This is a genomic window from Collinsella sp. D33t1_170424_A12, from assembly GCF_015554865.1.
Taxonomy (GTDB): domain Bacteria; phylum Actinomycetota; class Coriobacteriia; order Coriobacteriales; family Coriobacteriaceae; genus Collinsella.
The window spans coordinates 1-8566 of record NZ_JADNJJ010000081.1 but is presented as its reverse complement, the minus strand read 5'-3'; the positions used below and the strand labels follow the sequence as shown (position 1 = coordinate 8566).

At 64.7% G+C, this 8566-nt stretch carries 7 protein-coding genes; 2 read left to right on the top strand and 5 right to left on the bottom strand.

What is annotated here, in order from left to right; genetic code table 11:
- Positions 1-740: tetratricopeptide repeat protein (locus tag I2E26_RS03885; protein WP_195419680.1), on the top strand; the 740-nt coding region annotated here is incomplete at its 5' end.
- 187 nt (positions 741-927) lie between these two features.
- Here I2E26_RS03885 and I2E26_RS03880 read toward each other — a convergent pair.
- The 5 genes from I2E26_RS03880 to I2E26_RS03860 form a co-directional block, all read right to left on the bottom strand.
- Positions 928-2127 carry an RtcB family protein gene (locus tag I2E26_RS03880; protein WP_147588555.1) on the bottom strand — a complete coding sequence of 400 codons (1200 nt, stop codon included), beginning with the start codon at positions 2125-2127 and terminating at the stop codon, positions 928-930.
- A gap of 176 nt (positions 2128-2303) precedes the next feature.
- A complete protein-coding gene (locus I2E26_RS03875; RefSeq protein ID WP_195419679.1) occupies positions 2304-3236 on the bottom strand; it encodes an RNA ligase family protein in 933 nt (310 codons plus the stop codon).
- A 190-nt stretch (positions 3237-3426) separates the two neighbouring features.
- Complete coding sequence (rlmH, locus tag I2E26_RS03870; protein ID WP_195419678.1) at positions 3427-3897, bottom strand: 23S rRNA (pseudouridine(1915)-N(3))-methyltransferase RlmH; 471 nt, start codon at positions 3895-3897, stop codon at positions 3427-3429.
- 151 nt (positions 3898-4048) lie between these two features.
- Positions 4049-4927: a hypothetical protein gene (locus tag I2E26_RS03865; RefSeq protein WP_195419677.1), complete on the bottom strand. Its 879-nt coding sequence runs from the start codon at positions 4925-4927 to the stop codon at positions 4049-4051.
- Between the two features lie 76 nt (positions 4928-5003).
- On the bottom strand, positions 5004-6038 hold the full coding sequence (locus tag I2E26_RS03860; RefSeq protein WP_195419676.1) for a DNA alkylation repair protein: 1035 nt from the start codon (positions 6036-6038) through the stop codon (positions 5004-5006).
- Between the two features lie 431 nt (positions 6039-6469).
- Here I2E26_RS03860 and I2E26_RS03855 point away from each other — a divergent pair.
- The coding region (locus tag I2E26_RS03855; protein WP_195419675.1) for an alpha-L-fucosidase at positions 6470-8566 on the top strand (2097 nt) is incomplete at its 3' end.

Sequence of the window (8566 nt, the reverse complement as noted above, 5' to 3'; positions counted from 1 at the left end):
TCTACCTGGCCTTCGTCAACGCCATAGAAGAAGACTTCGACGAGATGTGCGAAAGCTTCTTCGGCAACCCGCCGGCATACGAGCGCCTTAAGGACGACCCCCTGCTGCGCGAATTCATCATGCGCATGTACGAACACGGCGTGGCCTGCGGGCACGCCGGCTGCTGCTGCAACCTTGCGAACTTCTACCACGACGCGCCGAACGTCGGGTCGCCCGAAGACTACGCCATCGCTATCGATCTCTACGAGCTCGGCAAGGCGCGCGGGGATGCGCAGTCGGCCATCAACCTCGGCTACATGTACTACTACGGTCGCGGCACGAATCGCGATTACGCCCGCGCGTACGAATGCTATGCCTTCGGCGCCCTTATGGCGAATAACCCCGAGGGCTACTGGAAGCTCGGCGACCTCTACGCCAGCGGCAGGGGCGTGCGCAAAAGCGAGTTCACCGCCTGGTGCATGTACGTCAACGCATACAAGCATGCCGGCGAGCCGCCCCTCACGGCGCGCGCCGCGCACCACATGGCCGACTACCTCCTGCACGGCATCGAGGGCAGGCTCGAACCCAACCCCGAGGCCGCGCTCTCGCTGTACACCGAAGCCGAGCTTGGCTACTACACGCTCATCGACGACGGCCTCACCTACTACGGCCGCCAGCTCGAGCAGGCAATCGAAGGCCAGCGGGCTGCGCGCATCGCCGTGCAGGAGCACCATCGCCGCATCCGCGCCGGCGAGGAATAAGGGGCGGGGTCACGTGCCTGAATTCCCGGCGATTTCTAAAACCATCCATCTAGAGCGTCCGGAGCCGTTGGGCTTGCTTCGAACGCTCTGGGCTTCATACTAAACAACGCGAGGGCCGCAGCGGTGAAATCGCCGACACAGCATGCCGGAAAACCACTGTCCTGCGGCCGCCTTATCAAACCCCGTATTACATGGCCTTGAAGTTGAACACGGGCTTGAGGATGTCGACGACCTCGACCGTCTCGTCCAGGTTGCCCAGGATATCGTCGATCGACTTGTACGCCATGGGCGCCTCGTCGAGCGTGCGCTCGCTTACGCAGGTGGTGTAGACGCCCTTCATCTGGCGTGCGAATTCCGACACGCTCAGTCGCTCGCGAGCGGCCGTGCGCGACATCAGGCGGCCCGCCCCGTGGGGCGCGCTCTCATTCCACTCGGCGTTGCCGAGGCCGCGCGCCAAGATGCTGCCGTCGCGCATGTTGATGGGAATGAGCACCAGCTCGCCGGCATGCGCGGCGATCGCGCCCTTGCGCAGCACCATCTCGTCCACATCGATGTAATTGTGGACGGTGTGGAACGCGCTGGCAGCCTCGCGGCCCAAGCCCGAAAGGATGATCTCGGCCATCACCTCTCGATTGCGCGCGGCATACGCCTGGCATACAGCGACATCGTGCAGGTAATCGTCCACATACGAACCGTAGAGCCAGCAGAGGTCCTCCGGCGCATCGGGCTCGCGAGCGCTCCATGCCAGCTCTTTCAGCGCCTCGTGGATCTCGGAGCGGCGGCCCTGGGCCTTGTACTCGGCGATGAGCGCGTCCCTGCGCTCGAAGTACTCCTCCTTACCCTGGTGCAGCTCGATTGCCAGCCGTTGGTAATACGTGGCGATCTGCGTGCCCAGGTTGCGGCTTCCGCTATGGATGACCAGATACTGGGTACCGTCCGGCGCAACATCCACCTCGATGAAATGATTGCCGCCGCCCAGCGTACCCAGGCTCCTATGGATGCGCTTCACATCCTTGAGCTGGCGGTATGCACGCAGCTGCTCGAGGTCGAACTTCTCCTTGCGGCAGTCCCATACGCGCGCGCCATACGGGATGTGGTGGCACACGTCGTCGAGCCGGGCCAGATCGAGCGGATCGGCGCCCAGCTCGACCACGTACATACCGCACCCGATATCGACGCCCACGATGTTGGGCACGATCTTATCGGTCACGTGCATCGTGGTGCCGATGGTGCAGCCCTTTCCCGCATGGACGTCCGGCATGATGCGCACATGGGCGCCCTGCGCGAAAGGCTGGTCGCACATCGCGCGCACCTGCTCGATTGCCTCGTCCTCGATAACGCTCGCGAACGCGACGGCGGTCTCATATGATCCCGATATTTCCAACATCCTGCATGCAACTCCTTTACGTCATAGCGCGAACAAGTCGCGCCCGCACCAGGTGCGGACAGGTCGCAACCCGCATCGGGCAACCAGCCCACGGCGTTCCGATCCCGTCCGCACCACGCGGCGGGCAGCCGTCCTATGCAAGCCGACGGCCGCCATCGCCGCACCGCAGCTTCACGTTAGCCGCAGTGTTCGCTCACGTAGTCTGCAACGCGAGCATTGCACGCACCCGAGAGCTGTCCGAAATTCACCGTAGGCTTCTTATATTTCTTGACCCAGTTGGCGCATTCGTCGAGCAGGTCTCGCCAACACATGCTCTGCAGCATGCCCACCATCTTGCGGCTCGTCGTGTCGAACGCATCCACCGAGCAAGCACGGCATACCTTCGCCACGCTCTTCGCCATCTCGGCATCGGTCATGTATTGCAGCACGATCTCGCGCTCCACATCGATCGACTTGCGCGACAGCTTGCGCTGGCACTTGAACTCGTCGAGCACGATCTTGCCGTACGCCTGACGCCCATATGCGTTGCGCCAACCGGGAGCCTTGCACACGATGCCCTCTCCGACCACGCCCGTTCCCTCGAGCAGGAAATCATTCTCCTTGCCGATGCGCACCACGTCGTCGACCGTTGGATGGTCGAGGACCGCCAGCACTCGAACGAACCAACGCTCCAACCCGGCCTTCGCAAGCATCGGGCGCCAGCACGCATCGGGCAGGTACTCGTCGAGCTCCCTGTCGAACACATCGAAGATCACGAGCGTGTCCAAAGCGCGCGCATCATAGCCCTTGAACGCACCGGTGAAGACGCGTTGCCCCATCCACTCTCCGAACACCACCAGATTGGGGCGCCCTTCGCAAAACGCCATCAAGCGATCGCGCTCCTCGCCAGGCGTCGCGCACCAGGCGCAGAACCCCGCGTTGTCCGCATCGAGGTCAAGTACGTTATTGCGCGATGCGCAGGCAAGGCGATGCGCGTCGCCGTCCCACCAGACGCTGCCGTTCGATCCATCCACCTTTGCGGTCACATAGATGCCATCGTTCTCCAGCAAGCCAGCGCACTCATCGGAATCGAGGCGTTCAACATGGATATAGCGCTTAAACGAACTCATGGCTTCCCCTTCTCCTTGCGATGCGATCATGGTAGGTCGGAAAAGGCGAAAGGGAGTACCGCGCAGTGGACAGTTAACGAAACGCGCAGCCGAGCAACGTCGGGAAAAGCCGGCCGCATCCTCGCGCGCCCACCTGAACGCGACGCACGACCGCGCGCAACGGCAAACGCGCTTCGCAGCGCCCCGCCGCCTACTTATGATACGGCTCGCCGCGCATGATCTTGAAGGCTCGGTAGACCTGCTCGAGCAGCACCACGCGCGCGAGGTTGTGCGGCAGCGTGATGCGCCCGAACGACAGGCGCTCGTCGGCGCGGGCGCGCACGTCCTGCGATACCCCGCACGATCCGCCGATAACGAACGTGATGTTGCTCGTGCCGCGCGTCATCAGCCCATCGAGGCGCTCGGCGATCTGCTCGCTCGAGCGCTCCGTACCTCCGATGTCCAACAGGATGACATGCGAGCGCTCGGGGATCGCCGCCAGCACGCCCTTGCCTTCCAGCGCACGCGCGCTGTCCTCACCGCCGAACTTCGCCGGATCGCGATCGGGCACCTCGACGAGCTTCACCGTTGCGAACACCTGCAAGCGCTTGGCGTACTCCGCGCACGCATCCGTCCAAAAGCGCTCCTTGAGCTTGCCCACGGCGACAACGGTGATCTTCATAACGCCCCCCTCACCAGCACCGCGCACACGGCGGCACATCTTTGCACCTCGACAGTGTATACCAGACACGGACGACGGGGCGAGACGGCAATCCGCCGCCTCGCCCCGTCGGGTAGCTGTATGCAAAACGCAGCCGTAAGGCTACCGAACCCTACTCCTCGACCAGCGAGTCGTAGAGTTCCTTGGCGGAGTCGTCGCCCGTCAGGCCATACAGGCGCAGGGCGCACTCGCGGGCCGTGGGCAGATCACCGTTCTCGCGCGCGATGGCGACCGAGGTGGCAAGCGCCTGCAGCGCGGCCTCATTGGGACCAAGCGGCAGGTGATGCTCCTGCAGCGTGCGGACCACGGTCTCGCGATCCATGTCGGTGAAGTCCTGCCCGCGCTCGGTCTTGAGGTACTCGAGCTCCGACGTCACCGCCGGCGACTGCTCGAACGCGGTGCTGAACAGCAGCTCGGCCGCCGCCAGCTCATACTCCTCGCGCTCCACCGCGCAGAAGCTCTTGGCGCGATACCAGCGCGCCAGCGCCAGCGGGTCGGCGCACACCACGTACGCGCGGTCGATCCAAGCGTCGGCCTGGTCGAACCGGCCCATCTTCTTGAAGGCCTCGGAGATCTCGAAGTACAGATGCGGCTGCACGGGATTCCACACGAGCGCGCGCTGCAGCCAGATGGCAGCCTCCTCGTAGCGGCCCTCGGCATGCAGGGCGAACGCGCAGAGCGCGTAGGTGTGCACGAACGGCAGGAGCGTCGGCCTGAGCTCGCGTTCGGGCTTCATCGTATCGACCAGCAGCACCTGCTCGACGATGTTATCCAGGTCGAAGTACGTCGGCTGGGCCTCGTCGTCCTCGACCGCGTGCTTCCCGACCTCGAACAGCTGCTCGCACAACGGCAGCAGCAGCTCGACGGCCGCCTTGGCATCGCCCCTCGACAGGCAGCGCTCGGCCTCGGCCATCGCTCGCGGCGCGGGCGCATCGCCATCGGTCAACTGCTGGCGCGCGGCCTCCATGATCTTCTCGAAATCCTCGTTCACCATTGTTTCCTTTCCCTATCGCGACGCCCGCGCATCCCCGGAGCCGCTGCTCGACTCCCCATGCGCCCGCGCCGCCCTATCGACACGTTCGGAGATGGTCTTTCAAATCGGGCGCGATACGCCTGCTTTCCACCGCCTTCTGGATAGCCCGCCTGCGCGTCCACTCGTCCAGCAGCGCCGCCTCGCCGCGAGCCTCGAGATACGGCAACGCCGTCTCCCGTTGCTTGGCCAGCGCCTCGGCGAAATACCATGCGCGCATCATGTCGACGTAATACGCGTCCGATTCCGCCTCCGGCCGCACGGGAGCCTCGGGCATGCGCGCGTCGGCGACCATCTGCAAGAATCGCGGCTCGAAACGCTCGTCCAAAAACAACCGCATAAGCACGCCGATACCAAACCGTATGGTATAGCACCTGCCCGACGCGAGCCACCACGATACCCGTTCCAACGTACGCGACGGATCGGCAGCCAACACGCGCACCGGCAGCTGGTCGCAGGTCGCCCAGTTGTCCACGTGCGGCAAGAACCGCTCGTACAGCGGCAGGGCGGCATCGTAGTCGCGCATCCGTCCCAGCATAAACGCATGTACCTGGTTCTCTTCGAACAACCGATGCGGCAGCGCACGCAGAAACGTCGGCGCATCATCGCGGCAGGCGGCCTCCTTCGCGATCGCGCGTACAGCCGGCGTGCGCACGCCAACCAAACGCCCTGCATCCACCGTGGGGACGAGCGGCGCCATGAAGGCCCGGTACGAGGGATCGGCTTCCTGGGAAAGCCTGCGGCAGACGAACTCGACGGCGTCTTCGCCGCCGAAACCGGGCAAGGAGCGCTCGAGCACGCACTCGAGGGACTCCGCGGCGGCCGCAGCGAGCAGCGCCTCCTTGGCTTCGCGCGACAGGCGCTTGAAGAGCGCTTCGGCGCGCATCGCCCGCGCTTTCGAATAGAAGCGCGCCGAAGCCAGCAGGCGCACCGGTCCATGGGCACGCGTGTACCGCGCGCCCCGTCCCGCGGCATGCGCCGCCACGCGCGCGTCGACGTCGGTGGTATAGCCCGTGTAATAGCTGCCATCACCGCATGCGAGCACATACATATAGTGCGCGAACCGCTCCATGCACACCCCTTCCGCTCCGCTTCGACGATAGCGCCCGGCCGTCGGGCGCTCCCCGGCCGGACGCGCCCCGCAAACGCAGGTGCCGGGGCGAAGTCCATCGCCCGCGCCCGTCCGATACCCTCACCAGTGTATCAGCCGCACCGGAGCGCCACCGCGACCACCGCGGACCCCGCCAGCCGAGAACAGGCCGCCCGCGCCCGCTCGAAGGCGTTTCCCACGCGAGGCGGCATCGCTCGATACGTTTTACACGAAAGGACCCGCTGCAAAAACAACCCACCATTCAGGTTAGAATTCAACGCGCCCACCGACCGCCTGTAACAGTTCGGTACCCCCTCAATCACAATGCTGCTCTATGCGCGGAACCATCGTCTACCGGCGCCCGCGCACATCAAGCCCCTGTCGGTTATCCGACAGCAACGGATGGGAGGAACATGCACCGTAGCAACCTTGCGCGACTCGCCGTCATGGCCGGACTCTGCTCGTCGCTCGCGCTGCCCGTAGCCGCTTATGCAGAAACATGGGTTGGCGATAGCCAGCTCGGCGGCACCGTCGCCACGGCCCCGGAGCAAGACGCCGTAAAGCCCAACGGCGGCCAGTACAAGTACGCCAAAGAAGAGCTGGCGGCATTCTGCCACTTCGGACCCAACACGTTCTCGGGCGTGGAATGGGGCACCGACTACGGCAAGGGCAGGCCGACGGCTACCGAATACATGAACCGCCTGACCTCGTTCGATGCGGACGGCTATGTCGAGATGATCAAGGAGGCCGGCTTCAAGCGCCTGATCGTCACCGCCAAGCACCACGACGGCTTCTGCATCTGGGACAGCCCGTCCACCGACTACGACATGGGCAGCACCACGTCCAAGATCGACATCCTGGCCGAGCTCTCCGCCGCCTGCTCGAAGTACGACGTCGACATGGGCCTCTACCTCTCCCCCTGGGATATCCACGAGCCCACCTATGGCAACTCCGACGGCAACAAGGATAACTACAACGCCTTCTACGACAGCCAGCTCCGCGAGATCCTGGGCAACCAGAAGTACGGCAACAAGGGCAAGTTCGTCGAGGTTTGGATGGACGGCGCCAAGGGCACGGGCGCGGACGCCCAGGATTACGATTTCGAACGCTTCGCCAAGACCATCAAGGAGCTCGAGGGCAACGACTGCGTCCTCTTCCAATGCGGCAAGCAGTCCGAGGTGCGCTGGGTCGGCAACGAGAACGGCCTTGCCGGCGACACGGCCTGGAACCGCGTGAAGATGAACGCCAACTGGAACCCCAGCTCCGCCGAGGTGCCGTGGGATAAGAACATCCAGCAGGACTCCAGCGTGGGTGCCGAGGTAAGCGTGGGCGCGCCCGACGGCGAGCAGTGGATCATGCCCGAGGCGGACGCCCGCATCACCGCCGGCTGGTTCTGGCACGACAACATGAAGACCCCCAAGTCCCTCGTCGAGCTCAGCAACATGTACTTCAACTCGGTCGGCCATGGCGCACCGCTGCTCCTCAACGTTCCGCCTAACGACAAGGGCACGGTCGACGACGAGATCAAGCAGCGCACGCTCGACTTCGGCAGCAACGTGGCCCAGACCTTCGCCGACGACCTCACGCGCACGGGCGAAGGCCGCGAAGCCGCCACCGCCAAGGCCACCAGCGTCTGGGAGGACGCGGCCGCGTACGGGCCGGGCAAGGTTCTCGACGGCAAGGACGATACCTTCTGGAGCGCCAAGTCCGCGGAGGGTACGCAGTCGCTGCTCATCGAGTTCCCCGAGGCCCGCACGCTCAACGTCGTCTCCTTCGAGGAGGCCATCCAGAACGGCCAGCGCATCAAGAGCTTCACCGTCTCCTACAAGGACGCCTCCGGCACCTGGAACGAGTACGGCAAGGGCGGCACCGTGGGCTCCAAGCGCCTCGTGCGCGGCGCGCTCGTGAACGCGACCGCCATCAAGATCGACCTCGTAACCCTCGATGGCAAGATCGCGCAGATCTCCGAGGTCGGCGCCTACAGGACCTCCAAGGCGTTCGAGAAGCCCACGCCCATCCCCGAGGGCATGCTCACCATCGACAACACGAAGATGACCACCTCGAGCGGCTGGAACCAAGAGAAGAAGGCCGACTTCATCGAGGGCACCAGCATGTGGACCGGCAACGCCGGCGCCACCGCCACGTTCAGCTTCGACGGCACCAAGTTCATGCTGCTGGGCACCCTCGACCCCAACCACGGCAAGGCCAAGATCACCATCGATAACGGCCAGCCCATCGAGATCGACACCCGCTCCGCCAAGCGCGTGACGAGCGCCGTGCTCTACGCCTCCGACACCCTTGCAGCCGGCCAGCACACCGTGAAGATCGAGGTCGTGGGCGGCGACAAGGGCGCCATCGGCCTGGATGCGGCGGCCGTGCTCAACAACAACGACGCCGGCATGCTGGACTTCGACGTCGCCCAGGTGACGATGGACGAGGACTCCACCTATAAGCTCGGCATCACCCGCACCGGCGGCGCCACCGGCCGCGCCGAGGTCGTCGTGAACTTC

What these genes read in the sequence shown, in the direction of transcription:
- I2E26_RS03880 (WP_147588555.1), bottom strand. Translation starts at nt 2,127, where the DNA reads ATGTTGGAAATATCGGGATCATATGAGACCGCCGTCGCGTTCGCGAGC.
- rlmH (WP_195419678.1), bottom strand. Translation starts at nt 3,897, where the DNA reads ATGAAGATCACCGTTGTCGCCGTGGGCAAGCTCAAGGAGCGCTTTTGG.
- I2E26_RS03860 (WP_195419676.1), bottom strand. Translation starts at nt 6,038, where the DNA reads ATGGAGCGGTTCGCGCACTATATGTATGTGCTCGCATGCGGTGATGGC.
- I2E26_RS03875 (WP_195419679.1), bottom strand. Translation starts at nt 3,236, where the DNA reads ATGAGTTCGTTTAAGCGCTATATCCATGTTGAACGCCTCGATTCCGAT.